Origin of the sequence: Mycolicibacter icosiumassiliensis (assembly GCF_900078685.2) — a bacterium.
GTDB classification, from domain to species: domain Bacteria; phylum Actinomycetota; class Actinomycetes; order Mycobacteriales; family Mycobacteriaceae; genus Mycobacterium; species Mycobacterium icosiumassiliensis.
The window spans coordinates 3,124,558-3,147,547 of the sequence record NZ_LT546166.1 but is presented as its reverse complement, the minus strand read 5'-3'; the positions used below and the strand labels follow the sequence as shown (position 1 = coordinate 3,147,547).

At 67.7% G+C, this 22,990-nt stretch carries 28 protein-coding genes, 1 tRNA gene and 1 other RNA gene; 20 read left to right on the top strand and 10 right to left on the bottom strand.

All coding sequences use genetic code 11. From position 1 onward, the window contains the following. Positions 1–118 precede the first annotated feature (118 nt). A tRNA-Val gene (locus BN4346_RS38980) sits at positions 119–193 on the top strand. 3 nt (positions 194–196) lie between these two features. Here BN4346_RS38980 and BN4346_RS38975 read toward each other — a convergent pair. Beyond that, entirely contained in the window at positions 197–1,333 is a 1,137-nt protein-coding gene (locus BN4346_RS38975; RefSeq protein ID WP_067974153.1) for a tyrosine-type recombinase/integrase, read from the bottom strand. Further along, positions 1,317–1,946 carry a helix-turn-helix domain-containing protein gene (locus BN4346_RS38970; protein WP_154677610.1) on the bottom strand — a complete coding sequence of 210 codons (630 nt, stop codon included), beginning with the start codon at positions 1,944–1,946 and terminating at the stop codon, positions 1,317–1,319. Before BN4346_RS38970 ends, BN4346_RS38975 begins: the two co-directional genes overlap by 17 nt. A 94-nt stretch (positions 1,947–2,040) precedes the next feature. Here BN4346_RS38970 and BN4346_RS38965 point away from each other — a divergent pair, with 94 nt between their 5' ends. From BN4346_RS38965 to BN4346_RS38910, 11 genes are all read left to right on the top strand, one after another. Continuing rightward, a complete protein-coding gene (locus BN4346_RS38965; RefSeq protein ID WP_067974147.1) occupies positions 2,041–2,259 on the top strand; it encodes a hypothetical protein in 219 nt (72 codons plus the stop codon). Beyond that, positions 2,256–2,588: a hypothetical protein gene (locus BN4346_RS38960; RefSeq protein ID WP_067974144.1), complete on the top strand. Its 333-nt coding sequence runs from the start codon at positions 2,256–2,258 to the stop codon at positions 2,586–2,588. Before BN4346_RS38965 ends, BN4346_RS38960 begins: the two co-directional genes overlap by 4 nt. A gap of 125 nt (positions 2,589–2,713) precedes the next feature. Further along, positions 2,714–3,700: an AAA family ATPase gene (locus BN4346_RS38955; RefSeq protein ID WP_067974141.1), complete on the top strand. Its 987-nt coding sequence runs from the start codon at positions 2,714–2,716 to the stop codon at positions 3,698–3,700. Then, a complete protein-coding gene (locus BN4346_RS38950; RefSeq protein WP_067974138.1) occupies positions 3,697–4,068 on the top strand; it encodes a hypothetical protein in 372 nt (123 codons plus the stop codon). The genes BN4346_RS38955 and BN4346_RS38950 overlap by 4 nt, the downstream gene beginning before the upstream one ends. A 4-nt stretch (positions 4,069–4,072) precedes the next feature. After that, entirely contained in the window at positions 4,073–4,330 is a 258-nt protein-coding gene (locus BN4346_RS38945; protein ID WP_154677609.1) for a hypothetical protein, read from the top strand. A gap of 603 nt (positions 4,331–4,933) precedes the next feature. Further along, entirely contained in the window at positions 4,934–6,406 is a 1,473-nt protein-coding gene (locus BN4346_RS38935) for a terminase large subunit domain-containing protein (protein ID WP_067974130.1), read from the top strand. Next, positions 6,403–7,746: a phage portal protein gene (locus BN4346_RS38930; protein WP_067974129.1), complete on the top strand. Its 1,344-nt coding sequence runs from the start codon at positions 6,403–6,405 to the stop codon at positions 7,744–7,746. Before BN4346_RS38935 ends, BN4346_RS38930 begins: the two co-directional genes overlap by 4 nt. Continuing rightward, positions 7,743–8,348 carry a hypothetical protein gene (locus BN4346_RS38925; protein ID WP_067974126.1) on the top strand — a complete coding sequence of 202 codons (606 nt, stop codon included), beginning with the start codon at positions 7,743–7,745 and terminating at the stop codon, positions 8,346–8,348. Before BN4346_RS38930 ends, BN4346_RS38925 begins: the two co-directional genes overlap by 4 nt. Continuing rightward, positions 8,341–8,754: a hypothetical protein gene (locus tag BN4346_RS38920; protein ID WP_067974123.1), complete on the top strand. Its 414-nt coding sequence runs from the start codon at positions 8,341–8,343 to the stop codon at positions 8,752–8,754. Before BN4346_RS38925 ends, BN4346_RS38920 begins: the two co-directional genes overlap by 8 nt. A 105-nt stretch (positions 8,755–8,859) precedes the next feature. Further along, complete coding sequence (locus BN4346_RS38915; RefSeq protein WP_067974121.1) at positions 8,860–9,723, top strand: phage major capsid protein; 864 nt, start codon at positions 8,860–8,862, stop codon at positions 9,721–9,723. Positions 9,724–9,725: 2 nt separating this feature from the next. Further along, on the top strand, positions 9,726–10,028 hold the full coding sequence (locus BN4346_RS38910; RefSeq protein WP_078058716.1) for a hypothetical protein: 303 nt from the start codon (positions 9,726–9,728) through the stop codon (positions 10,026–10,028). 360 nt (positions 10,029–10,388) lie between these two features. Here BN4346_RS38910 and BN4346_RS38905 read toward each other — a convergent pair whose 3' ends face one another. Both BN4346_RS38905 and BN4346_RS38900 read right to left on the bottom strand, forming a co-directional pair. Further along, the gene (locus BN4346_RS38905) at positions 10,389–10,595 is read right to left on the bottom strand and encodes a zinc transporter Slc39a7 (RefSeq protein WP_078058715.1); all 207 of its coding nucleotides are present in this window, start codon (positions 10,593–10,595) and stop codon (positions 10,389–10,391) included. A 7-nt stretch (positions 10,596–10,602) separates the two neighbouring features. Next, positions 10,603–11,019 carry an ArsR/SmtB family transcription factor gene (locus BN4346_RS38900; RefSeq protein ID WP_067974115.1) on the bottom strand — a complete coding sequence of 139 codons (417 nt, stop codon included), beginning with the start codon at positions 11,017–11,019 and terminating at the stop codon, positions 10,603–10,605. Positions 11,020–11,138: 119 nt separating this feature from the next. On the opposite strand from BN4346_RS38900, the gene fadD8 reads away from it, so the two are divergent. After that, complete coding sequence (gene fadD8 / locus BN4346_RS38895; RefSeq protein WP_067974113.1) at positions 11,139–12,731, top strand: fatty-acid--CoA ligase FadD8; 1,593 nt, start codon at positions 11,139–11,141, stop codon at positions 12,729–12,731. A gap of 2 nt (positions 12,732–12,733) precedes the next feature. Here fadD8 and BN4346_RS38890 read toward each other — a convergent pair whose 3' ends face one another. Genes BN4346_RS38890 through BN4346_RS38875 form a run of 4 tightly spaced genes read right to left on the bottom strand, consistent with a single transcriptional unit; the run spans position 12,734 to position 15,608 of the window. Beyond that, complete coding sequence (locus BN4346_RS38890) at positions 12,734–13,594, bottom strand: LLM class F420-dependent oxidoreductase (protein WP_067974456.1); 861 nt, start codon at positions 13,592–13,594, stop codon at positions 12,734–12,736. Positions 13,595–13,628: 34 nt separating this feature from the next. After that, on the bottom strand, positions 13,629–14,474 hold the full coding sequence (locus BN4346_RS38885; RefSeq protein WP_067974110.1) for an SURF1 family cytochrome oxidase biogenesis protein: 846 nt from the start codon (positions 14,472–14,474) through the stop codon (positions 13,629–13,631). After that, positions 14,474–14,950 (bottom strand): low molecular weight protein-tyrosine-phosphatase, encoded by a 477-nt coding sequence (locus tag BN4346_RS38880; protein WP_067974107.1) that lies wholly within the window; start codon positions 14,948–14,950, stop codon positions 14,474–14,476. Before BN4346_RS38880 ends, BN4346_RS38885 begins: the two co-directional genes overlap by 1 nt. Next, positions 14,943–15,608, bottom strand: coding sequence for an HAD hydrolase-like protein (locus BN4346_RS38875; protein WP_067974104.1), 666 nt, complete (start codon positions 15,606–15,608; stop codon positions 14,943–14,945). The genes BN4346_RS38880 and BN4346_RS38875 overlap by 8 nt, the downstream gene beginning before the upstream one ends. 61 nt (positions 15,609–15,669) lie before the next feature. Between BN4346_RS38875 and BN4346_RS38870 the strand changes: the two genes are divergently transcribed. The 3 genes from BN4346_RS38870 to BN4346_RS38860 are packed head-to-tail and all read left to right on the top strand — an operon-like array spanning position 15,670 to position 18,666. Continuing rightward, a complete protein-coding gene (locus BN4346_RS38870) occupies positions 15,670–16,803 on the top strand; it encodes a Nif3-like dinuclear metal center hexameric protein (protein ID WP_067974100.1) in 1,134 nt (377 codons plus the stop codon). After that, on the top strand, positions 16,800–17,534 hold the full coding sequence (locus BN4346_RS38865; RefSeq protein ID WP_067974097.1) for a zinc ribbon domain-containing protein: 735 nt from the start codon (positions 16,800–16,802) through the stop codon (positions 17,532–17,534). Before BN4346_RS38870 ends, BN4346_RS38865 begins: the two co-directional genes overlap by 4 nt. A 25-nt stretch (positions 17,535–17,559) precedes the next feature. After that, on the top strand, positions 17,560–18,666 hold the full coding sequence (locus BN4346_RS38860) for a bifunctional RNase H/acid phosphatase (RefSeq protein WP_067974094.1): 1,107 nt from the start codon (positions 17,560–17,562) through the stop codon (positions 18,664–18,666). Between the two features lie 15 nt (positions 18,667–18,681). On the opposite strand, the gene BN4346_RS38855 is transcribed toward BN4346_RS38860, so the two are convergent. After that, complete coding sequence (locus BN4346_RS38855; protein ID WP_067974090.1) at positions 18,682–19,257, bottom strand: helix-turn-helix domain-containing protein; 576 nt, start codon at positions 19,255–19,257, stop codon at positions 18,682–18,684. 48 nt (positions 19,258–19,305) lie between these two features. On the opposite strand from BN4346_RS38855, the gene BN4346_RS38850 reads away from it, so the two are divergent. Both BN4346_RS38850 and BN4346_RS38845 read left to right on the top strand, forming a co-directional pair. Continuing rightward, positions 19,306–20,265, top strand: a complete 960-nt coding sequence (locus tag BN4346_RS38850) for an NAD(P)/FAD-dependent oxidoreductase (protein WP_067974087.1) — start codon at positions 19,306–19,308, stop codon at positions 20,263–20,265. Continuing rightward, positions 20,262–20,915 (top strand): class I SAM-dependent methyltransferase, encoded by a 654-nt coding sequence (locus tag BN4346_RS38845; protein WP_208863252.1) that lies wholly within the window; start codon positions 20,262–20,264, stop codon positions 20,913–20,915. Before BN4346_RS38850 ends, BN4346_RS38845 begins: the two co-directional genes overlap by 4 nt. On the opposite strand, the gene BN4346_RS38840 is transcribed toward BN4346_RS38845, so the two are convergent. Further along, complete coding sequence (locus BN4346_RS38840) at positions 20,900–21,628, bottom strand: 2OG-Fe(II) oxygenase (protein WP_096867550.1); 729 nt, start codon at positions 21,626–21,628, stop codon at positions 20,900–20,902. The two genes, BN4346_RS38845 and BN4346_RS38840, sit on opposite strands and share 16 nt — an antisense overlap. A 79-nt stretch (positions 21,629–21,707) precedes the next feature. Here BN4346_RS38840 and rnpB point away from each other — a divergent pair. Both rnpB and BN4346_RS38830 read left to right on the top strand, forming a co-directional pair. After that, positions 21,708–22,095: RNase P RNA component class A (gene rnpB / locus BN4346_RS38835), an RNA gene on the top strand. Positions 22,096–22,149: 54 nt separating this feature from the next. Then, positions 22,150–22,611: a hypothetical protein gene (locus BN4346_RS38830; protein ID WP_067974085.1), complete on the top strand. Its 462-nt coding sequence runs from the start codon at positions 22,150–22,152 to the stop codon at positions 22,609–22,611. Positions 22,612–22,990: the final 379 nt, after the last annotated feature.

Sequence of the window (22,990 nt, the reverse complement as noted above, 5' to 3'; positions counted from 1 at the left end):
GGCCACCTTTGGCCGCGAAATCGGGCTCACGCAGGGAGTCACTCGAACTTCTGCTGCGTGAGCCCGATCTCGCGGTTTTGGGCCTGGGGTACTGGTCCGGGTAACCTGCCCGAGGCAGGGGCGCGTAGCTCAGTGGTAGAGCTCTGGTTTTACACACCAGCGGTCGGCGGTTCGAAACCGTCCGCGCCCACCAGTGTTAATGCAGGTCAGCGGTATTAACGGCGCGCAATCGGCGGCCGGTGGCAGGCTCCGTGCCCACACCGTGCCCACAAGTTACAGATAACGCTTCATCAATGGCGTGACCTACCGAGTCAATATCGGACTCATACAGGTGGCCGTAGCGATCCAAAGTCAGGCCCGCCGAGGCGTGCCCGAGCATGTTCTGAAGCGACTTGATATTGGCCCCGGCCCGGATCGCCAGCGAGGCCGCCGTGTGCCGAAGCTCGTGGAGCTTGAAGTCAGTCGGTAGGCCGGCATCGGCCAGCGCCCTAGCCCACCACCGACGCCGCACATTGCTGGCCCGCATCCATCCGCCGGCCGAGTCAGGGAACACCAGATCATCGGCGGCACCCGGAGTCAGCAGCCGTGCCACGCTAGCCGGTAGAGCCACTGTGCGCTCCCTGCCGTTCTTCGGCGTGCCGACGACCGCCTTACCGCCCACGAAGGTCACCGACCGACAGACGCGCAGCCGTAGCCCGTCCACATCCACATCACGCCACCGAAGCTCGGCAGCCTCGCCGAACCGCAACCCGGTGCTACCCAGGACGTACACCAGCGCCTTGTACCCGCCGGCCGCCAGCGCCGCACGGTGCAGCTCGGCGGCACTGAGGTAACGCTGTTCGGTCGTCTTGACGACGGGCAGTTCGACGCCATCGACGACGTTCACCGCCAGCAGGTTGTCGGCCACCGCCGCCTTGAGAACCTGGCGTAACAACCCCACGGCCTTGTGTACCGACGACGACGCCGCACCATCGGCCACCAGATCAGCCACCAGCGTCCGTACCATCGGCCGGCTGATATCCCCGATGGCTACATGGTGGAAGCGGGCGAGCGCGATCGTCAGCGTGATCTCGTAGCGGGCACGGGTCGACGGCTTGAGGTTGTGCTTGGCGGCCAGCCACTCACGGGCCAGATCGCCGAACTTCACCCGGCCGTCAGACGGTGCCACATAGGCCCCGCGGCGTTTATCAACTTCGATCTGCTCGGCGAACACCTGCGCGTCGCGCTTCGTCGTGAAGCCGCGCTTATCGGTCTGGCCCTTGTCTGGCGTCCGGTATCGGACCCGGTAAAGCGTGGTGCCGCCCTTGGTTTGGTACTTACTGATGGTTGCCATGCTGGCCCTCGTATGCCTCGACGATCTCCTGCTTGAGTTCGCGGGTGACCCGGCCGCGTTTCTGCGCGTTGGCATCCTCCCCGGCACGGGCATCGCGCTCCTCACCGAAGGTCTGGCCCCACAACTGCCCAGCGAGATGCTGCAGGACACGCACGGGTATGCCCAGTGACTTCGCGAGCCGCTGTTCGTGGTCGGTGCCAGCGATCCGGCTTTGGTCGAGGGCTCCGCTGAACACGAGGGCTTCGACGGCCTCCGTTTGGCCTCCGAGGAACCGGATCAGGTCCGCAGCCTCCACCGTGACCTCCACCCGATAAGCCTCAGCGTCGTTCGTCGCCACTTGCATGGGTGCATCGGACGCCAGTAGGTCAGTGATCCGCACCGGGGGGCGTCCAGCGCGACGAGAAATCACGTCGAGTGCGTCGGCGATAAGCAGGACGGTGGGAATCGTCGCGTCAAACCGGCCGCGTTCAATCCGCGAGACCATCGACGAATTCCACCGTGCACCATCCCGATTGGCCAGCGCCGCAACCTCGACAAGCGTTGCGCCGCAATCGGTTCGGATGCGATGAGCGTTGAGGCCAATCACGGTGGCGATGGGGAGGGAACCTGTCACGTTCTCAGCGTATCTCACGAGATGGCTTGACAAGTGAATTACGTCGGTGTCATTCTCAAGTCATCACGACAGATGATCTGAGGACGGAGTCGCCATGACGCTTGACGAACTACCCGAAGTAATGACCGCGAAACAGTTGGGGGAGTACCTGCAGACCACCGAGGCAGCCTTGGCGCAAGACCGATACCTGGGCCGTGGCGTGCCGTTCGTGAAGGTGACCAGCGGAAGGGTCCGTTATCTGCGCGAGGACGTGCGCGCCCACCTTCACCAGAACCGCCGCCAGCGCACTGACGGCGAGGCGGTGACCGCATGACCCACGAACGAGAAAGCCGCCCCGGCGGTGACACCGAGACGGCTTCCATGTCCTTGGCTGGGGACTACTGCCACGGTACCGCAACCCTTCGGCAGACCAAGGTACGACGAGCCGCAGCGCAACGCCTGGCGATTCAGCCGAGCGGGTACGCCGACCCCTGGCGGTACGACCCGCCGAGCGCCGGGTATCTGGAAGCCGCGGAACATCTGCTGAGTCAAGGCTTGACACCCGCACCCGACCTGCCGGCCATGCGCCTGATGTGGCAGCACGGCGGCGATGAGCAGCGCCTTGCGATCGAGATCGCCGAGCGTTGGGCGGTGGTCGCATGACTGAACTTCATGCGGTTCCCGGTTCCGGGAACCCATGTAGGGAACCGGGAACCGTTGCGGTTCCCGGTTCCGGGAACCGTCTGGGAACCGAACACAACGGCACGGTTCCCGGTTCCCTACCCACTATGCGGGAACCGGGAACCGCAGACGAAACCCCCATCTACGTGGACATATCCGCCTTGCTCGACGGCACGGTTCCCGAACCGCCGGAACCGCAACTAGGCCGCCGAACCGATGGACACGCCCTGTTCTATGCCGGTCAGGTCAATTGGATCTTTGGCGACCCCGAAGTGGGCAAGTCATGGCTGTGCCTGGCGTGTGTCACTGAGGCGCTCAAGGCCGGCCGCAAGGCGCTGATCATCGACCTCGACCACAACGGCGCACCGGCCACCGTTCGGCGACTGCTCGACCTCGGCGCACCGGCCCACGCCCTGCGCGACCTCGACCGGTTCCGGTACACCGAACCCGAAGATCGCGCCGAGCTACGCCGGGTCATCGACGACTCCATGCAGTGGCGGCCAGCCGTCGCCTTGGTCGACTCGGTGGGCGAACTGCTGCCGATGTACGGGGCCAGCAGCAACTCCAGCGACGACTTCACCTTGGCTCACACCAACGTCCTCAAGCCGCTCGCCAAGGCCGGTGCGGCCGTCCTGGCGAACGACCACCTCGCCAAGAGCGCCGACTCCCGAGCGGCCGGCCCCGGCGGCACCGCCGCGAAGCGGCGCGCTATCGGTGGGGTTTCGCTGCGGGTCAAGATCAAGCAGCCCTTCACGCCGGGACACGGTGGAGCCGCCACCCTGCTGATCAACAAGGACCGCCACGGCGGCCTGCGGGCACACTGCCCGGTCGGTGACCGGGAACCGGTCGCGGGCACGTTCAAGCTGCTTGCCTTCACCGATGGCGTGCTGGAGTGGGCCATCTATCCGCCCGCTGATGGTGAGCGCAATGAGGACGAAGCCGCACCCACTGCCGACGTGAACGCGATCGCCGAACTCGACCCGCCGCCGGAAACCGTCGAGGACGCCCGAAAACGCCTGGCATGGCAGAAGCAACGCACCGTCAACGCAATGCGCACCTGGCGCACCACCACCGAGAAAGGAAACCCCGCATGACCGACAACGAGATCGACCTTGTAGACGGCACCGTCCTCGCCTACCAGGCCAGCCCGCATGAGGGCCTGGTGTACGTCACCGTCACCGGCCCCGACGAGGACAAGCCCATGATCCTTGGCTTCGACCACGACGACCTGGCCGCCCTCAACCGGGCGCGGAAAGAGCTCAAGCGGCACCGCCCCGAGCCCGACCCTGGTGGCATCCTGCGAGTCCTAAACGAGGCCAGTCGTCTCGACAGCTTCATCCACGACCGCGTGGAGTACCGCTACAACAGCCTGGAGGGCAAGTGGCTGGCCTGGGGGCGCGTCGACACCGACGACGACCCGGAACCGGGCACCACCTGGACCACCGACCGGAAGTGGTGGTGACGTGATGACCCCCGAAGCCCAGCGCCAGCGCGACATCGACGGCTGCCACGCCGCCATCACCGCCACGGCGGCCTACCACCACAGCGACATGAACACCGTCCGGGCAGTCATGGAGATGCACCGCGGCGACGGCGTGCCGTTGCTGCTCGGCCTGCTCGCCATGCTCGACAGCCTTTTGCGCTCAGTCCCAGGCGAACCCGACGAGATCCTGGCAATCCTCCGCAATGTCGCGCTACAGGCCGAGGCCGGTGATGTCGGATGACCCTGCGCCCCTGCCTCCGGTGCGGTGAGCCGTCACCGCGCAGCCACTGCGATGAGCACCGCCCGAAGCACCCGCCGAAGTCACCCCGCGAATACGGCTACAACGCGGCGTGGGATCGGTTGAGCCGCCGTGCTCGTCGACTGCAGCCGTGGTGCTCGGGGTGTGGATCGACCGAGGATCTGCAGTGCGATCACAAGCCGAGCGCCTGGCAGCGCAAGGCGGCAGGCAAGGCCGTGCGACTGCAGGACGTGGACGTGCTGTGCGGGCCATGCAACCGCGCTGCCGGCGCAGCACGCGGCAACGCTCTGACCAGGGGGGATGCCCCGAGGGGGGTCAAAGAGGCACCCGTGCCCAAGGCGCAATCCGCGTTACACACCGGGGGGAGCCGGTGATGTCAGAGGAAAGCTGCCTCGTTGGACGCCGGCTTGCCCGGAGGCTGTTCTGTGGTTACGTGGGTCCAAGTTCCAGGGGCGTAGAACTCGACCTTGCCAGTTTCGTTATGAACCGCGAGCACTCCGCCCTCAAGGAACTCGTACCACTCGCACCGATGTTCGGTCGTTTGGTCGTTAAGCACGATCGTCAGCTTCACGCCTGGAGCATGCCATGAAGGCGGGGCCGAAGGCTGCGGTTGATCCCAGCGTGTTGCCCTGGCGGCCACGGTCGACGGGTGCGGCCCGCTTCGCCAAGTTCTGCGAGACGTTCGTCAGGGTGCCGAAGGGGACCGGAGCGTTATCTCCAATGAAGTTGCGGTCCTGGCAGATCGAGCTGGTCGGGTCGGTGCTCGACGCTGATCCCCGGCCGCGCACCGCAGGATGGATGCTGCCGCGTGGTCAGGGCAAGTCGACGCTGATGGCGGCGTGGGGGATCTACGAGCTGTTTGAGGGCGGCGAGGGTGCCACGGTTGTGGTTGTCGCGGTCGACGAGCGCCAGGCCGGCATCGTGTTCAACATTGCCCGCCGGATCGTGGAGCTGGACGACGAGCTGGCCTCCCGGTGTCAGGTGTTCAAGGAGCGCCTGGTGATCCCGGAGCGCGATGCCCAGTTCCACTGCCTGCCCGCCGAGGCGAAGCGCCTAGAGGGCCTGGACTACTCGCTGGCGATCTTGGATGAGATCGGCGTGGTCAACCGCGACTCCTACGAGGTACTGACCCTGGCCCAGGGCAAGCGTCAAACCTCGACGCTCGTCGGCATCGGAACCCCGGGCCCGATGCCACATGACAACGTGCTCGCCGATCTCCGCAGCTATGCCCTGACCAATCCGGGTGATACGTCGCTGGTGTGGCGGGAACACACCGCGGCCGGCTTCGAGGATCACCCGGTCGACTGCGAACACTGCTGGAAGCTCGCCAACCCGGCCCTGGACGACTTCCTGCACCGTGACGCCCTCCACGCCCTGATGCCGCCGAAGACCCGCGAGGCGACGTTTAGGCGGGCACGGTTGTGCCAGTTCGTCACCGACACCACCGGCAAGTTCCTGCCGGCCGGGGTATGGGATGGCCTGTCGACCGGGGAGCCCATCGCCGACGACGCCGCGGTGGTCCTGGCCCTCGACGGGTCGTTCTCCGATGACACGACCGCCTTGCTGCTGGGTACCGTCGCCACCGAACCGCACTTTGATGTGTTGCGAGTGTGGGAGCGCCCCAACGGCGATGAGTCCTACCGGGTGCCGGTGGCCGAGGTGGAGCAGACGATCCGGGATGCCTGCCGCCGCTACCAGGTCGTCGAGATCATCGCGGACCCGTTCCGCTGGACCCGCACCCTGCAAGCCCTGGAGGCCGAACGGCTTCCAGTAGTGGAGTTCCCGCACTCACCGAGTCGGTTAACCGCGGCGACCACGGACCTGTACTCGGCGGCTGTCAACGGCAAGCTGTCGCACTCCGGTAATCCGATCCTGGCCCAGCACGTCGCCAACGCGGTGATCTCCGAAGACCCGCGTGGGATGCGCCTGGCCAAAGCATCCCGTTCGCGCAGCGCCGCCAAGATCGACCTCGCCGCCTGTTTGGTGATGGCTCACAGTCGCGCCACCTGGCGTGCAACCCGTAAGAAGCGTTCCAAGACAAGGAGTTTCGCAGCATGACCGATCAACTGACCTACCTACTTCAGAAGCTCGATGCCTCAGCGCATCGCTACGCCGAGCTGGACCGTTACTACGAGGGCAGGCAGCCCTTGGCATTCCTGTCGCCGGAGGCCCGCACGGCCTTGGGTACCCGCTTCGGCCGCATGGCATCGAACGTCCCGCGCCTGGCGGTGACCGCACTGGCCGAACGGCTGCGGATCACCGGATTCTCTGACGCGCAGTTGTGGGAGGACTGGGTGCGTAACGATCTCGACCAACTCGCCCCGGTGGCGCACCGGGAGGCCCTGCTGCTGGGCGACAGCTACGCGATCGTCTGGGCCGATCAGCTCGGCCGGCCGAAGGTGACGGTGGAGAGCGCCAAGCAAGTCACCGTCCTAGTCGATCCGGGCACCCGGCAGATCACCGCCGCGGTGAAACGCTGGGAGGATCGGATCGCCAAGACCTCGACGGCGGTTATGTATGAGCCGGATCGGATCACCCGCCTGGTCGCCAATCAGATCGGTGCGGTCGGGTCGGGCTTCAAGATCGCCGACGAGATCGCCAACCCGCTTGGCATCGTCCCCGTCGTCAGGCTGCACAACTCTGATCGCATCCTCGACCGCCACTGGCATAGCGAGTTCGACGGCCGCGGACACTCCGAGATCGACGACCTGATGCCACTGGTGGACGCGCTGAACAAGAGTCTCGCCGACATGATGGTCACTTCCGAGTACGTCGGCCGACCACGACGGTGGGCCACCGGCATCGAACTGACCGAGGAACCGGTGCTTGATGACGAGGGCAACGACACCGGGGAGACGGTGGCGGTTAACCCGGTGCCGGAATCTGCGCGGGCGATGATCAGCGAGAGCCCCGACGCCAAGTTCGGACAGCTCGCCTCGGCGGACCTGGTGGGCTACGAGGCCAGCGTGCGGGTGATCCTCGGTCAGATCATGGCTGTATCAACGCTTCCCGCGCATTACGTCGGGGTGTTCACCGATAACCCGGCATCCGCCGACGCGCTCCGTGCCGCCGAGGCATCACTGACGGCCCGCGCTGAGGCACGACAGGCCACGTTCGGCCGGTCCTGGGAGCAGGTGGGCAAGCTGATGATCGCCGTCCGGGATGGTCGTGATCCGCAGTTGATCGACGACGTGCGGGTCCAGTGGGCTGATGCCGCAACCCGATCCGTCGCCCAGGAGGCCGACGCCGTAGTGAAGCTGCACCAGGCTGGTCTGCTGCCGGTGTCCACGGCGCTGGCGAAGCTCGGATACACCGCCGACGAGATCGCCGAGATCAGGGTCGCCCGCCGCGCCGAAGCCCTCGACACCGCTGGCCTCGACCTTGGCAGGCCAGCATGACCCTGATCGGCGAATACCAGGCCGCCACGATGCAGCTGGCGAACGCGACCCGTGACCGGGCGACCTGGTTATGGGTGGCGCACACCGATGGCGACCTCGTCGAGGACGTGGCCGCCGACCTGATCGCCCAGGCGGTGAACGTCGGGATCGCACGGGCGGTCGGGCTGGCCGACCGTTGGTTGTCGCGGCAGATCGAGGAGGCCACCCGTCAACCGACCCCGACCACCGGCATCACTCCGCGAGATCACTTCCCCCGATTACGCCGAGCGGTGGGCACGATCTTCGGGCGGTTCCGGCACCGCGAGATCGACGCCGACGAGGGCCGGATGCAGACCGGCCGGGTCGGGCACTCCGAACCCCTGGAGGCCGGTCAGCGGGCAACAACCGAGGCAATGACCAAACAGGTGTTAGTTCAGGGATGGGTCCGCGAGTTCGACGACGATCCCTGCCAGCTCTGTACGTGGTGGGCCAGGGACGGCCGCATCTGGCCCGCCGATCACCCGATGCCCACACACAAGGGCTGCAACTGTTCTCAGCGCATCGTGCTGGCCGAACACATCAAGGAAACGAAGTTCACAGAAAGGTTGCACCGCAATGGATAACGACATCACCACCGAACCCGACGAGGCTGTCGAACAGGTCGACACCGAGGCCCCGGAAACGTCAGGTGACGAAACCGAGGACGACACCTTCCCCCGCGAGGTCGTCGAGAAACTGCGCCAGGAGAACGGCAAGTACCGCCAGCGCGCCCAGCGGGCCGACGATCTGGCCCACCGCCTGCACACCGAACTGGTGAGGGCCACCGGCCGCCTCGCCGATCCCAGCGACCTCGAGTTCGACGAGGACCATCTTGCCGACCCCGACAAATTGGCTGGTGCGGTCGACGAGCTGCTTACCGCCAAGCCGCATCTGGCGTCACGGCGACCGGTGGGCGACATCGGTCAGGGCCAGCACGGCAACGGTGGCGGCGACTTCTCCCTGCTGGGGATGCTCAAGGAACGAACCTAACCCCCGGGGGGTATATGATGAAGGGGTCGCGCCTGGTGTGCGACCCCTTCACTGTCCTGGCGGCACGGGTATTCCGAATCCCATCGCAAACCGTTAGGACAACCCATGACCATCGAAGTCACCGGAGACAACTCCACTCTCATTCAGTCCCAGGTCGCCAGCCTGCTCGTGCAGCCACTGGAACAGGCCAGCACGTTCCTGGCCGCCGGCCCCGTCGTCCTCGACTCCAGCAGCCCCGTGCGCGTTCCCCGCATCACCAGCGGTGTCAGCGCCGGATTCGTCGCCGAGGGCGCCCAGATCACCGACGGCGATGTCGGTTTCGACGAGGTGACCCTGCTGCCGTCGACCCTGAAGGGCCTCAAGGTTCTGGTCCGCCTGTCCAATGAGCTGATCCGCACCAGCGTGGTCGGCCTGGAGGCCGTGCTGCGGACCCGCCTGGTCACCGACGTGGCCAATGCCCTCGACAGTGCCCTGTGGGACGGTGCAGGCACCACGAACACCGTCAAGGGCATCTTCAAGGCCAGCGGGATCGCCACCGGCACCCTGGACCTGGCAGACCCCGACAGCCTGATCGACGGCCTGGCCAAGGCCCAGGGCAATCACGTCACCCCGTCGCATTGGGTGATGACCCCGGCCAGCTTCGCCGCGATCCGCAAGATCAAGGTCGGCACCACCGACAAGCGGTACGTGATCGACCCCAACACGATCCAGAACGGCACCGACCTGCGGCTGCTTGGCCTGCCGGTGATCGTCACCGACCGCATCCCCAACAGCGGTACCGCACCCGGCAAGGCCCGTGTCGGGCTGGTCGACTTCTCCAAGGTGGTCGTTGCCCGCGACGTGAACGCCGAGGTCAAAATCCTCGACCAGACCTGGGGTGACTACGACTCCATCGGCATCCGCGTGGTCAGCCGCTGGGACGTGGGCCTGCTGCAGGACAAGGCCGTCACGCTGCTGACCGAGGCCTGATAGTGGCCGAGGTCGACGCGGCCGACGTGACCGCGCTGGCGGCCGGCGATCTTGAGCAGATCGTCAGCGTCATCACGGTCATGGTCCGGGCCTACACCCGCGGCAACGGCTTCAGCAACGGTGAGCCGAACGACGAGCTGGCTGCGGTGATCACCACCGCGGCCGCTCGGCTCGCTGCCAACGGTGCCCAGATCGCCGTGGACGAGACTGCCGGAGTGTTCAGCCGCAGCATCCGCGGCGGCTTCACCGGCTGGTCGCTGGCCGAGCAGTTCGTCCTCAACCGGTATCGGGTGCGGGCGCGCTAGACCGGGCGGTTCCCGGTTCCCAACACCTATTGCGGGAACCGGGAACCGCCTCGTAGACCAGGCGGGCCGGGTGTCAACCGGAGAGCCATGACCCCGGCAAGGGCACTCCATGACGGGTACCTTTCCCCCGAGCGTGTTCCTGCACCCGACCCGCCAGCTGCACCACCCGACGTCTGTAACCGGCGTTCGTGCCCCCGCCGTGCCCACAATCTGCCCACAGTCACAGATAACTACCGTGAACTACAGTGAAGCTATTCCGCAGTTCACATACCGCCACGGGGTATCTACCAGCACCCTGAAACGGTTTTACACACCAGCGGTCGGCGGTTCGATACCGTCCGCGCCCACCAAAGTTAGTGCTCAGTGCGAATGCGTGTGGCCGGCATGCTCCAAGCCCACCTGGTGAGCGTGCGGATGGCTGTGCACGGTCCCGTCGTCGTGGGTGTGCTCATGCTCATGCTCGACGTGCTCGTGCTCATGAGCGTCGTGCGGGTGGGTGTGCGTCAGGTCGCCATGGGTGTGCTCGTGTGCATGCGGTGAATCGTGCTCATGGTTGTGGTGCGACATGGGTGGCTCATCTCCCTTGTTCGATGGCGCGCTGCCGCAAGTCGGGCAACGCCTCCCCGGCCGCAGCCGGGAGGTTCTTGGCGGCGCGGTGATGCGGCGGCACCCCCGGGCCGGCATGCTCAGCGTTGAAGACGGCGTCGGTGACCAGTTGGCAGACGTGCTCGTTCTCCATGCTGTAGAAGATCGTGGTGCCCTCGCGGCGGGTACGCACCAGCCGCGCCATCCGCAGTTTCGCCAGGTGCTGTGACACCGACGGCGCCGGCTTGCCCACATGCTCGGCGAGTTCGTTCACCGACATTTCCCGGCTGGTCAGCGCCCACAGCACCTGTACGCGGGTGGCGTCGGCCAACATTCGGAACACCTCGACGATCAGGCCGACCTGATCCTCCGGCAACCGATCTGCTGGACCAGTATCTGCATGCATACGCAGATAATAAGCCTTGGGGCCTGTGGGGTGTCAACCCTCGGCTCGTCCCAGCGGTGGATGGGGCGGTCGGTAGTGTCCAGCGGGCAGGTCGTCAACGCACTAACGGAGGTAGCCCGATGTCGACGCAGTCCATGCGCCAGCCCATTCACTCCGGGCATCTCACCATCGGCGGCCTCAAGCGCAACAGGGACAAACCGGTGCTGTTCCTCGGCGACACCACGTTGACCGGTGGCCAGCTCGCGCAGCGCATCAGTCAGTACATCCAGGCGTTCGGGGCGCTCGGCGCCGACACGTTCGGCCTGCTGTCCCTGAACCGCCCCGAGGTGTTGATGATCATCGGCGCCGGCCAGATCCAGGGCCACCGTCGCACGGCGCTGCACCCGCTGGGTTCGCTGGACGACCATGCCTACGTGCTGGCCGACGCCGAAGTCAGCGCGCTGATCATCGATCCCACACCGGCTTTCGTGGAGCGCGCCCTGGGCCTGCTCGAGAAGGTGCCGACGTTGCAACAGGTGCTGACCATCGGGCCGGTGCCACCGGAGCTCGAAGGCAAGGCCATCGACCTGGCCGCGGAGGCGGCCAAGTACGACCCGCAGCCGCTGGTGGCCGCCGACCTGGCCACAGATCACATCGGCGGCCTCACCTACACCGGCGGCACCACCGGCAAGCCGAAGGGCGTCATCGGCACCGTGGGGTCCATCACGGCGATGACGACCATCCAGCTCGCCGAGTGGGAGTGGCCGGAGCGCCCGAAGTTCCTGATGTGCACCCCGCTGTCGCACGCGGGCGCAGCGTTTTTCGTGCCGACGATCGTCAAGGGCGGTGAGCTGGTGGTGCTGACCAAATTCGACCCGGCCGAGGTGCTGCGGGTGATCGAGGAGCAGAAGATCACCGCCACCATGCTGGTGCCGTCGATGATCTACGCGCTGATGGATCACCCGGACTCGCACACTCGCGACCTGTCGTCGCTGGAGACGGTGTACTACGGCGCCTCGGCGATGAACCCCGTCCGGCTCCAGGAGGCCATCGACCGGTTCGGCCCGATCTTCGCCCAGTACTACGGCCAGTCCGAGGCGCCGATGGTGATCACCTACCTGGCCAAGGGCGACCACGACCAGAAGCGACTCACCTCATGCGGCCGACCGACACTGTTCGCCCGGGTGGCCCTGCTGGGCGACGACGGTAACCCGGTGCCGCGCGGTGAGGTCGGCGAGATCTGCGTGTCCGGGCCGCTGCTGTCGGGCGGCTACTGGAAGCTGCCGGAGGCCACCGCCGACACGTTCAAGGACGGCTGGATGCACACCGGCGACCTGGCCCGCGAAGATGAAGACGGCTTCTACTACATCGTCGACCGCACCAAGGACATGATCGTCACCGGCGGCTTCAACGTGTTCCCCCGCGAGGTCGAGGACGTCATCGCCGAGCACCCATCGGTGGCCCAGGTGTGCGTGATCGGAACCCCCGACGAGAAGTGGGGCGAGGCCGTGACCGCCGTGGTGGTGCTGCGTCCGGGTATCGACAGCGATGATGCTGCGATAGCCGCCATGACCGCTGAGATCCAGTCCGCGGTCAAGGAGCGCAAGGGTTCGGTCCAGTCACCCAAGCAGGTGATCGTCGCCGAGTCGGTGCCGGTGACCGCGTTGGGCAAGCCGGACAAGAAGGCGGTGCGAGCCCAGTTCTGGTCGGGCGCAGAGCGTTCCGTCGGCTGAGATCAGCCCAGCGCCGCGGCCAGCTGCCGCCACTGCTCCCGCGGGAACGCGCGCGGGTCGGCGTCGAGCAGTTGCACGCAGATGTGGTCGGCGCCGGCGGCCCGGTGCTCGGCGATCCGATCGATGACGGCCTCCGGGGTGCCCCAGGCGATGATCGCGTCGAACAACCGATCGCTGACCGACGCGATGTCGTCCTCGGTGAAACCTGACCGCAGCAGGTTGTTGGCGTAGTTGGGCAGTGCCAGGTAGGAGCACAACCACTTGGTGCCGATCGCGCGTGCTTCATCGCGGCTGGCGCACAAGATTGCGGTCTGCTCCGGCAACAGCAACGGTCCCTCGCCGAGCTGCTCGCGGGCAAACCGGGTGTGCTCGGGGGTGGTCAGGTAGGGGTGGGCGCCGCGGCTACGGGAAGCGGCCAGCTCCAGCATCTTCGGGCCCAGCGCGGCCAGCACCCGTGACTGGACCGGGACGGGCGCCTCGGCGGCATCGAGCCCGTCGAGAAACTCGCTCATGGCGCGCAGCGGGCGGCGGTAGCGCCCGGGATCGCCGGCGTCGATCAGCGGAGCATGGCTGACCCCGATACCGAGCAGGAACCGATCACCGTGTGCCGCGGTCAGCGATGCGTAGGACGCCGCGACATCGGCCGGGGCGTGCATCCACAGGTTCAGGATGCCGGTGGCGATGACCGCGGTGCGGGTGGCGGACAGCAGGTTGCCCACCGCGTCGAACACCGGTCCGCCGACGTCGGGGATCCACAGCGTGCCGAAGCCCAGTTCCTCCAACTCCGCAGCCGCGTCGGCGGCCTCGCCCTGATCGCCGTAGCGCAGCGGCGCGCTCCAGATCCCGACACCCGAGATGTTCACCATCGCCCCAGGATGGCATAGCGCTGTCGGTGCTCTACCGGCGCCGGCCGTACCGATCGGCGAGCTTCTGTTCGACGGTCATCGGCGGCGCGGGCTCACCCGAGTCGGCCTCGCCCGGATCAGACTCAGCCGCGGAGCGCTCGGCCCGGCGTGCCCGCAGCTCGGCGAACGCGAAGTACCCCAGACCAATTGGTGCCAGGATCCCGAACGCGATCCACTGAATCCCGTACGACAGGAACGGGCCATTGTCGCGGCGCGGCAGCGCGATCACGCCCAAGCCGCCGGGTTGGCCGTCGACCAGCTGCAGGTAGGACCCGGTCAGCGGAACGCCGGTAAACGTCGCGACCTGCTCGGTGTCGATCGAGTAGATCTGGCGAAAACCATTCTCGGTGAATGGGTTTTTACCCGGAATGGCGCCCTGCGAGTCACGCAACCGCGCGGTGATGGTGACCTCGGCGTCCGGTGGCGGCGGAATCTCCGGCAGCCGCGAACCGCCACCCTCGGTGTGCACGTAGCCGCGATTTACCAGCACCGTCGGCCCGTCCTTGACGGTGAACGGCGTCAGTACCTCCACTGCCGGCGACCCGTCGATCACTCGCAGCCGCACCAGCACCTGCGCTTCGGCCAGGTAATGCCCGGTGGCGGTCACCGGCCGCCATTGCTCGTCCGGTGCGGACGAATCTTGGTGCGGCAGCAGCGTGGTCACCGGCACGGGCTCGGCGGTCAGCGCGTGTTCGAGCTGGCTGTTCGCGCGGGACGTGGTGGTGTTCTTGCCCAGTTGCCATGGGGCGAGCACGGTGAAGCACAGGTAGGCGAAGCCCAGCACCACCGCCGCCAGGGCCAGCCAGCTCGGGCGCAGCAGGAAGGCCGGGCGTCGCATCAGCTCAGCCGCTCGTCGACCCAGGCGTGCAGTCCGGGCAAGGCGGCCGCTATCACCGTGTACGAGTCCTCGAAATCGTCTAGATCGCCGTAGTAGGGGTCGTCGACGTCAAGGGCAACCGCACCCGAGCGCGGGTCGAAGGACCGCAGCATTCGGATCCGCTCGGCCGGCGCACCGAGATCCTGCAGCAGCCGGATGTGGTTGCGGGCCAATGCCACCACCAGGTCGGCAGACGCGTGTTCATCGCCGAACTGCGCGGCGAAGTGGTCGACGGGGTAGCCGTGTGCGCGCAGCACCCGGTTGGTGCGCTCGTCGGCGCCCTTCCCGATATGCCAGCCGGCAGTACCGGCACTGCTCACCCGCACCGCGCGGTCCAAGCCCCGTTCGGCGATCTGATGGGCGAACATCTTCTCAGCCATCGGCGAGCGGCAGATGTTGCCGGTGCAGACGAAGGTGACATGAAGCAGCTCAGACACCGAGTACCTCCCGTAGTTCGGTGATGGTCTCGACTTGGACCGGAGTGTCGTCGATGGCTGTGTTGTCGTAGTCGGACCGTCCATAGCCCCAGCCGACGAGCACGGTGCCGATGCCGTGCGCGGCCGCACCGTCCACATCGTGCCGCCGATCGCCCACCATGAGCACCCGCTCCGGCAGCGGTGCCAGCTGATCCAGCGCATGGGCCACCACGTCGGCCTTCTCGGCCCGCGCGCCATCGACGCTGGCCCCGGCAACCACCTCGAAATAACCGTCGAGCCCGAAATGCGCCAGGATCTTGCATGCGGTCGGCTCGACTTTGGAGGTGGCCACGGCCAACCGGACCCCGGCGGCCCGCAGGTCGCCCAGCAGCGCAGTCACGCCGTCGAAGATGGTGTTCATCTGCCACCCGCGGCTGGTGTAGTCGGCGCGGTAGGCGGCGATCGCGGCCTCGGTCTGTTCGCCGAGGCCCATCGCGGACAGCGTGTGGTGCATCGGTGGGCCGACCAGCTGCGCAGCCAGATCGCCCTCGGGAATCGGCGCGCCGATGTGGTCCAGCGCGTGCCGGAAGCTGGCGACAATCCCGGCCGCGGAGTCGGTCAAGGTGCCGTCGAGGTCGAAGATCACCAATTCGGCGGCGGCGGTGCTCGTGCGCGTCACGGTCCCATTGTCCCCGACGTGCGCGGAGAGCTCGCCGGGTGGCGCACTACTGTCTTGCAGTGTGACCGCGCGGCTGGCTGACGTCATTGACGTACTGGATGCGGCCTACCCGCCCGGGCTGGCCCACTCCTGGGACTCGGTCGGGCTGGTCTGCGGTGACCCCGACGATCTGGTGAGCTCGGTGACGATCGCCGTGGACGCCACATCGGCGGTGGTCGACGAGGTGCCCGACGGCGGCCTGCTGCTGGCTCACCATCCGCTGCTGCTGCGCGGGGTGGACACCGTGGCGGCCAGCACCCCCAAGGGCTCGTTGGTGCACCGGCTGATCCGGACCGGTCGCGCGCTGTTCACCGCCCACACCAATGCCGACGCGGCCTCGCCCGGGGTCTCTGACGCGCTCGCGGCAGCACTCGGGCTGACCGTGGATTCCGTGCTGGAGCCGGCCGGTCCGCGCGCCGACACCGACAAATGGGTGATCTACACCCCGGCAGGGCACGCCGAGACGGTCCGGGCCGCGGTGTTCGCAGCCGGCGCGGGCCATATCGGTGACTACGCACAGTGCAGTTGGAGTGTGCCGGGCACCGGCCAGTTCCTGCCCGGCGACGGTGCGACGCCGACAATCGGCCGAGTGGGCGAGGTGGAGCGCGTTCCCGAGGACCGCGTCGAAGTGGTGGCGCCGGCGCGGGCCCGCGGGGCGATTCACGCGGCGCTGCTGGCCGCCCACCCCTACGAAGAACCGGCGTTCGACATCTTCGCGTTGCAGCCGCTGCCCGCCGGGGTGGGGATCGGCCGGGTCGGCAGTCTGGCGACCCCGGAGCCGTTGAGCGCGTTCGTCGCCCGCGTCGCCGCGGGTCTGCCGGCCACCTCCTGGGGTGTGCGCGCCTCGGGCGACCCTGATCTGCAGGTCTCGCGGGTGGCGGTCTGCGGTGGCGCCGGGGACTCCCTGCTGGACGCGGCGGCCGCCGCCGACGCCCAGGTCTATGTCACCGCGGACCTGCGTCACCATCCGGCTGACGAGCATTCCCGCCGGTCTGCGATGGCGCTGGTCGACGTGGCCCACTGGGCCAGTGAATACCCCTGGTGCGCCCAGGCCGCCGACGTACTGTCCGCGCATTTCGATGCGACGTTGCCGGTGCGTGTCAGCACGCTGCGCACCGACCCCTGGAACCTCGCGCATGAAGGAGATCGGTCATGAAGGCTGCTGTCGCTCAACAACGTTCGCTACTGGAATTGTTGGAGCTGGATGCCGAGCTGGCCCGGAACGCGCACCGCGCCAGGAATCTTCCCGAGCAGCAGGACCGCGAGCGCATCCAGGCCGAGCACACCGCGGCCGCCGACCGGCTGGCCGCGCTGGAGTTGGCCTTGGAGGACTTGGACGCCCAAGCCGGTCGTTTCGAGTCGGAGATCGACGCGGTGCGCCAGCGTGAGGACCGCGACCGCGCCCTGCTGGACTCCGGGCAGGCCGCCGCCAAGCAGGTCGTCGATCTGCAGCATGAGCTGGAGACGCTGCAGAAGCGCCAGTCCAGCCTGGAGGACTCGCTGCTGGAGTTGATGGAGCAGCGTGAGCAACTGCAGACCCAGGCGAACGCGGAATCAACCGTGATCGAAGGCCTGGCCGCCGATTTGGCTCGGGTACAGGAAGCGCTGAACTCGGCCCTGGCCGAGATCGAGACCACCCGCGGCGAGCGCGCAGCCAGCCGCGACACGTTGGCCGCCACGATCGACGACGAGCTGTTGGCGCTCTATGAGCGGCAGCGGGCGTCCGGTGGGGTCGGCGCAGGACCGTTACGTGGGGGACAGTGCGGCGCCTGCCGGATCGAGATCGACCGCGGTCAGCTGGCCCGGATCTCGGCAGCGGCACCCGAAGAGGTGCTCCGTTGCCCGGAGTGCAACGCGATCCTGCTGCGGGTCAAGGACTTCGGTTAATGCGCTGGCCGGTGAAGGTAGTCGGATGAAAGTCGTCGTTGAAGCCGACGGCGGGTCACGCGGAAACCCGGGCCCGGCCGGCTACGGGGCGGTGGTGTGGTCCGCCGATCGCTCCGAGGTGCTCGCCGAGGCCAAGGAGGCCATCGGGGTTGCCACCAACAACGTCGCCGAATACCGGGGCCTGGTCGCGGGATTGACCGAGGCGGCCCGGTTGGGTGCCGCCGAAGTCGGGGTGTTCATGGACTCCAAGCTGGTGGTCGAACAGATGGCCGGCCGGTGGAAGGTCAAGCATCCGGACCTGATCACGCTGCACCGGCAGGCTCGCGAGCTGGCGTCGAGGTTCGACCACGTTCGCTACTCCTGGATTCCGCGGGAGAAGAATTCCCATGCCGACCGGCTGGCCAACGAGGCGATGGACGCCGCTGCGGGGATCGACAGGCCGGCACCGAAGTCGGCGCAGCAGGCTTCCGCACCTGCCCCCGCGCCTGCCCCCACGGCTCCCGGCTGGACCGGCGCGACGGGAACGGCGACTCGGCTGCTCCTGCTGCGACACGGGCAGACCGAACTCTCGGTGAACCGGCGCTACTCCGGACGCGGCAACCCGCCGCTGACCGACACCGGGCGGCGGCAGGCCGATGCGGCGGCGCGCTTCCTGGCCGAGCGCGGCGGTATCGCGGCGGTCATCAGCTCACCGCTGCAGCGCTGCCGCGACACCGCCGAGGCGGCGGCCAGGCTGCTGCGGTTGGACGTGAGGGTCGATGAGGACCTGACCGAAACCGACTTCGGGGCCTGGGAAGGGCTGACCTTCGCCGAGGCCGCCGAGCGCGATCCCGACCTGCACCGACGCTGGCTGAAGGACACCTCCACGCAGCCACCCGACGGGGAGAGTTTCGACGCCGTGCAGCAGCGGGTGCTGCGGGCACGCGATCGAATCGTCGCCGATTACGCCGGCAACACCGTGCTGGTGGTGTCGCACGTGACACCGATCAAGACTGTGCTGCGCCTGGCGCTGGATGCCGGCCCCGCCATCTTGTACCGGCTGCACCTGGACCTGGCGTCGCTGAGCATTGCCGAGTTCTACGGTGACGGGCCCGCGTCGGTGCGCCTGGTGAATCAGACGGCCTACCTGTAGCCGCTGGCCCGCCCGTCAGTCGTGCAGGTGCACGCGTTCACCATGGGTTCCGAAGATCACGATCGCCTCGGCAGGACCGTCGACGGCACCGAACCAATGCGGTGTCCAGGTGGAGAACTCGACCGCCTCACCGGGCCCGATCAGGAAATCGTCGTCGCCCAGCACCAACCGGAGCCGGCCGGACAGCATGTACATCCACTCGTGGCCCTCGTGCACCGGCAACTCGGCTGGGCGTCGGCGGCGCACCCCGATACGGATCTTGAAGGCATGCAAACCCCCGGCCGGCCCGTGCCGGGTCAGCGGCCAATAGGTGATGCCGTTGTGGCTGTGCGAGGTACCCCGCACCCGCGGGTCCTGGTGCTGCGGGGCGCGCAGCAATTCGTCGGTGCTGACCGACAGTGCCTCGGCCAGTCGGGGCAGATGGTCCAGCGCCAGGCGCCGCTTGCCCGATTCCAGCCTGCTCAACGTCGAGACATCGATACCGGCGCGTGTCGCCACGTCCTCCAGGGTCAGCCCCTGCTGGGTGCGCAGCTCGCGTAGCCGACGGCGCACCCGCAGATCTACACCACCGTCGTCAGTGCTTGCCTGCATAGCAAATTAGCTTGCCAGCGACTGACGCCGACCTGCAAGCTCGGGGGCATGAGCGAAATCTGGGATTGCATTGTGGTGGGCGGCGGCGCGGCCGGGCTCAGCGCCGGTCTGGTGTTGGGCCGAGCCCGGCGCAACACCCTGCTGATCGACGCGGGCCAGCAGAGCAACCGCAGCGCGCACGGAATCGGCGGCCTGCTGGGCCACGATGGCCGCCCGCCGGCCGAGCTCTATGCGCTCGGCCGGGACGAACTCGCCTCGTACGGTGTGCAGATCCGGTCCGGTGACGTGGCGGACATCGAGGGCGCCGACGGCGAGTTCGTGGTGCGGCTGGACGGCGGTGGCGAAGAACGAACTCGCCGCGTGCTACTGGCCACCGGGATGAGCTACCTGCGGCCGGATCTGCCCGGCATGGCGGAGCTGTGGGGCCGTTCGGTGTTCCACTGCCCGTTCTGCCACGGCTGGGAAGTGCGGGATCTGCCGTTGGCGGTGCTGGCCGACGGCGCTCGGGCCGTTCATCTGGCTCTGCTGCTGCGGTGCTGGAGTGACGACATCGTGGTTCTCACCGGAGGCCCGGCCGAGCTCGGTGCGGACGAGCGCAGCCTCCTGACCGGCGCCGGCATCCGGGTAGACGAGCGGCCGGTGGCGGCGCTGGACGCGCACGACGGAGAGCTGTCGGCGGTGGTGTTCGCCGACGGGGAGCGGTTGCCCAGGCGTGGACTGCTGGTCGCGACGGCCCTGCAGCAGGGCAATCAATTGGCCGAGCGCCTCGGCGTGGCAATCGCGGCACCCGGTCGGGTGGCCCACGACCCGGTCGACGTCGATCCGTTGTGCCGCACCTCGATTCCCGGGATCTTTGCCGCGGGGGACCTGACGGGGGAGATGCCGCAGGTGGCCGCCGCGATCGCGGCGGGCTCCCGCGCCGCGGCGGCGGTGGTGCAGAGCCTGGCCGCCGACGATTACGGATTACCGCTGCCGCCCCGAATGAACGAAGGGAACATGGGCCGATGACGGACGCAGTGCGCGACCCGCGCGAATTCTGGGACGAGTTCTACGGTGGCGATGATCCGGTGTGGAGTGGGCGAGTCAACATTCAGCTCGCCGAGATCACCGCCGACCTGGCCCCGGGCCGGGCATTGGATCTGGGCTGCGGTGAGGGCGCCGACGCGATCTGGCTGGCCGAGGACGGCTGGCAGGTGGTGGCGGTCGATGTCTCGGCCAACGCGCTGGAGCGGGCCCGCGCCGCCGCCCAAGAGCGCCAGGTGATCTCGCGTATCCGCTTCGAGCGCCACGATCTGTCCACCAGTTTCCCCGCCGGCCGATTCGACCTGGTGTCGGCGCAATTCCTGCACTCGCCGGTGCCACTGGACCGCGAGGCGGCGCTACGCCGCGCGGCCGACGCCGTGGCGGTGGGGGGATGCCTGCTGATCGTCGACCACGGCGCCGCGCCGCCGTGGGCCGGCGAGCACGTCCACGAGCATCACTTCGCCACTGCCGACGAGGTACTGGCCGGGCTGGGCGTCGATGACGCGCAGTGGGAGCTGTTGCGGCTCGGGACCGCCGAGCGCGACGCCGTCGGGCCCGACGGCCAGACCGGAGTGCTGACCGACAACGTGATCCTGTTGCGGCGGACCGGGGGCACGAGTCAAGCGGCGTCGTGAAAGATCAGCCCCAGGGTGAAGCGCTCACCCGAGCGGATCGGTGAGACACCGTGGCGCACCGGCGCCGTCGACCAGCCGCGGGTGGAGCGCACCGGGCGATCGCGGGTGGTGAACACATAACCGTGCCCCTGCGGCAACTGCACGGCCACGCCCCGAGACTGTGCACGCGGGCGCTGCTCGACGAGCAGGAACTCACCCCCGGTGTAATCGGCGGCCGGGTCGCTGAGGTTGATCACCACCTGGAGGGGAAACACCAAGTCGCCGTACAGGTCCCGGTGCAATGCGTTCCAGTCGCCGGGGCCGTAGTGCAACATCAGGGCGGTGGGTTTGGTCTGACCGGCCCGGTGGCACTGTTCCAGCCACTCGTCGAAGTCGTCGGGCCACGGCGCCTCACGGCCCAGCCGGGTCGCCCAGTCCCGGGCGATCGGCAACAGGCGCGGGTACAGCGCCCGCTTGAGCGCATCGACGGGATCGGGTGCCGGTGTCGCGAAATAGCGGTATTGCCCGGACCCGTAGCGATGACGCTGCATGTCGACGGTGGCGCGGAAGCGCTCGTCGTCGCCGTAGCAACGCCGCAACCGCGCGGCCTCGGCAACCGTCAGCAGCCGCGGCAGCAGGGCGCCGCCGCACTCGTCGAGTTCGGCGGCGACGGCGTCCCAGTCGCCGGCATCCACCCGCCGCTCCCAGCGCGTCAGCGTCGTGGTCGTCGTCATTACAAGAGTGTGCGCCAGCGCTGCAGCATTGCGCCGGCTGGTCTGCGCGGAAGCTTGCCGGTACGGTGTTCAGCGCGGACGAGTTGGCCGGGCGGCCGCGGCTCGCGTACAGCGGGTCGAGGAAAGTCCGGACTTCACAGAGCAGGGTGATTGCTAACAGCAATCCGAGGTGACTCGCGGGACAGTGCCACAGAAAACAGACCGCCACCGCAAGGTGGTAAGGGTGAAACGGTGCGGTAAGAGCGCACCAGCGTTCCGGGTGACCGGGACGGCTTGGTAAACCCCACCCGAAGCAAGGCCAAGAAGACCGCATCTCGGTGCGGTCGCGCAGGTGTTTGAGGGCTGCTCGCCCGAATCTGCGGGTAGGCCGCTTGAGGTACCCGGCGACGGTGTGCCCAGATGGATGGTCGCCGCCGCACCGCATCAGTGGTGCGGGACAGAATCCGGCTTACAGGCCAACTCGTCCGCCCCGTAACCCGCTGCTTTCGAGCAGGTAACCGATTCGGGTTACCTTGACGTCCATGGCGAACGAAGACCGACTCCGGCAGATAGCCAGGGACGTATTCCCGGACTGGTCGCGACCGCCGCGGATCGTGGTCGAGCAGATCGGCGAGCTGGTCAGGCGATGGCCGGTTGAAGGCTTCGCCCGCGAGAAGCTGCCAGATCAGCAGGGCCGTCTTGTATGGATCGACGGGCACGCGATCGGGCAGCTGGACTACATCGCGGACGCCGCGGAGGAACAGAATCTGGCTGCGGTGATCCGGCCGCTGAGCCAGGTCGCTGGGGTCGAGGTCAACGCCTGGGGTTCGGTGGACGCTTTCGGGGAGCGGACGTACCGGCGTGCCGTGGCGGTGCGCTTCACATCGGGGCCTGCGATCGAGGTCGACACGACCCAACACGCGAACGACAGCCTTCGTGGTCACGCCGACCGTTTCATCGATCGGGTACTGGACGCACTGGTGGGCAGACCCGCCGGGGAGTGAGGGGGTAATAGGCGCCTCGGCAGCGCGTACCGACCTGGAACGGGCCACTGGTGCATGTCCCAGGGCCCGAATTGGTGGCCCGGAGTGAGACTCCGGCGCCCGGAGTGGTCGAGCAGCCATAGCCCCCTGGCGGGTACAGATCGGCTGTCGTACAGGTGGGTGCGGCGGTGCTGGGGGAGGCGCCGGCAGTGCGGCCGTCGCCGCAAAGGCTGCACCCAAGGTCAGTCGGGTAGCCAATTGGTCACTTACGGGCCCGCCACTGCGCTTCGGCCAGGGCGAGGCCGGCCTGGTTTAGCGCGTCGGCCAACGCTAGGAGGAACTGGGGTCGTCGCAGGACTGAATTGCGAACCCGCACTTGGCGTAGGGTTCACGCAGCAGA

Excerpts from the sequence above, each read along its gene's own strand:
- BN4346_RS38850 (WP_067974087.1), top strand. The coding sequence starts at position 19,306 with ATGAGCGAAATCTGGGATTGCATTGTGGTGGGCGGCGGCGCGGCCGGG.
- BN4346_RS38900 (WP_067974115.1), bottom strand. The coding sequence starts at position 11,019 with ATGCATGCAGATACTGGTCCAGCAGATCGGTTGCCGGAGGATCAGGTC.
- BN4346_RS38935 (WP_067974130.1), top strand. The coding sequence starts at position 4,934 with ATGAAGGCGGGGCCGAAGGCTGCGGTTGATCCCAGCGTGTTGCCCTGG.
- BN4346_RS38885 (WP_067974110.1), bottom strand. The coding sequence starts at position 14,474 with ATGCGACGCCCGGCCTTCCTGCTGCGCCCGAGCTGGCTGGCCCTGGCG.
- BN4346_RS38905 (WP_078058715.1), bottom strand. The coding sequence starts at position 10,595 with ATGTCGCACCACAACCATGAGCACGATTCACCGCATGCACACGAGCAC.
- BN4346_RS38915 (WP_067974121.1), top strand. The coding sequence starts at position 8,860 with ATGACCATCGAAGTCACCGGAGACAACTCCACTCTCATTCAGTCCCAG.
- BN4346_RS38945 (WP_154677609.1), top strand. The coding sequence starts at position 4,073 with ATGACCCCCGAAGCCCAGCGCCAGCGCGACATCGACGGCTGCCACGCC.
- BN4346_RS38930 (WP_067974129.1), top strand. The coding sequence starts at position 6,403 with ATGACCGATCAACTGACCTACCTACTTCAGAAGCTCGATGCCTCAGCG.
- BN4346_RS38860 (WP_067974094.1), top strand. The coding sequence starts at position 17,560 with ATGAAAGTCGTCGTTGAAGCCGACGGCGGGTCACGCGGAAACCCGGGC.
- BN4346_RS38845 (WP_208863252.1), top strand. The coding sequence starts at position 20,262 with ATGACGGACGCAGTGCGCGACCCGCGCGAATTCTGGGACGAGTTCTAC.
- BN4346_RS38920 (WP_067974123.1), top strand. The coding sequence starts at position 8,341 with ATGGATAACGACATCACCACCGAACCCGACGAGGCTGTCGAACAGGTC.
- BN4346_RS38955 (WP_067974141.1), top strand. The coding sequence starts at position 2,714 with ATGCGGGAACCGGGAACCGCAGACGAAACCCCCATCTACGTGGACATA.
- BN4346_RS38925 (WP_067974126.1), top strand. The coding sequence starts at position 7,743 with ATGACCCTGATCGGCGAATACCAGGCCGCCACGATGCAGCTGGCGAAC.
- BN4346_RS38840 (WP_096867550.1), bottom strand. The coding sequence starts at position 21,628 with ATGACGACGACCACGACGCTGACGCGCTGGGAGCGGCGGGTGGATGCC.
- BN4346_RS38865 (WP_067974097.1), top strand. The coding sequence starts at position 16,800 with ATGAAGGCTGCTGTCGCTCAACAACGTTCGCTACTGGAATTGTTGGAG.
- BN4346_RS38975 (WP_067974153.1), bottom strand. The coding sequence starts at position 1,333 with ATGGCAACCATCAGTAAGTACCAAACCAAGGGCGGCACCACGCTTTAC.
- fadD8 (WP_067974113.1), top strand. The coding sequence starts at position 11,139 with ATGTCGACGCAGTCCATGCGCCAGCCCATTCACTCCGGGCATCTCACC.
- BN4346_RS38960 (WP_067974144.1), top strand. The coding sequence starts at position 2,256 with ATGACCCACGAACGAGAAAGCCGCCCCGGCGGTGACACCGAGACGGCT.
- BN4346_RS38855 (WP_067974090.1), bottom strand. The coding sequence starts at position 19,257 with ATGCAGGCAAGCACTGACGACGGTGGTGTAGATCTGCGGGTGCGCCGT.
- BN4346_RS38965 (WP_067974147.1), top strand. The coding sequence starts at position 2,041 with ATGACGCTTGACGAACTACCCGAAGTAATGACCGCGAAACAGTTGGGG.
- BN4346_RS38830 (WP_067974085.1), top strand. The coding sequence starts at position 22,150 with ATGGCGAACGAAGACCGACTCCGGCAGATAGCCAGGGACGTATTCCCG.
- BN4346_RS38950 (WP_067974138.1), top strand. The coding sequence starts at position 3,697 with ATGACCGACAACGAGATCGACCTTGTAGACGGCACCGTCCTCGCCTAC.